This window comes from Megasphaera cerevisiae DSM 20462, assembly GCF_001045675.1.
GTDB classification, from domain to species: Bacteria; Bacillota; Negativicutes; order Veillonellales; family Megasphaeraceae; genus Megasphaera; species Megasphaera cerevisiae.
Genome location: NZ_LEKT01000183.1, coordinates 1 through 568, shown reverse-complemented (window position 1 = coordinate 568; position 568 = coordinate 1). Strand labels below are relative to the sequence as shown.

1 protein-coding gene is annotated in these 568 nt (G+C 40.5%); it reads left to right on the top strand.

Annotation, left to right across the window (positions count from 1 at the left end):
• On the top strand, positions 1-568 hold a 568-nt coding region (locus tag AB840_RS15650), incomplete at both ends, for a type I glyceraldehyde-3-phosphate dehydrogenase (RefSeq protein ID WP_048515729.1).

The following is a 568-nucleotide window of genomic DNA, read 5'->3' as shown; positions in this document are numbered from 1 at the left end:
GCACAAGCTCATGTTGACGCAGGTGCTAAAAAAGTATTAATCTCAGCTCCAGCAACTGGTGACTTAAAAACAATCGTTTACAACACTAACCACGATGAATTAGATGGTTCTGAAACAGTAGTATCAGGTGCATCATGTACTACTAACTCATTAGCTCCTGTAGCTAAAGTGTTAAGTGATGAGTTCGGTTTAGTTGAAGGTTTAATGACAACTATCCACGCTTACACTGGTGACCAAAATACTCAAGATGCTCCACACAGAAAAGGCGACAAACGTCGTGCTCGTGCTGCAGCAGAAAACATCATCCCTAACTCAACTGGTGCTGCTAAAGCAATCGGTAAAGTAATTCCTGAAATCGACGGAAAATTAGACGGTGGTGCACAACGTGTTCCAGTTGCAACTGGTTCATTAACTGAATTAACAGTAGTATTAGAAAAAGACGTAACAGTTGAACAAGTTAACGAAGCAATGAAACAAGCTTCTGACGAATCATTCGGTTACACTGAAGACGAAATCGTATCTTCTGATGTAGTTGGTATGACTTACGGTTCATTATTCGATGCAACTC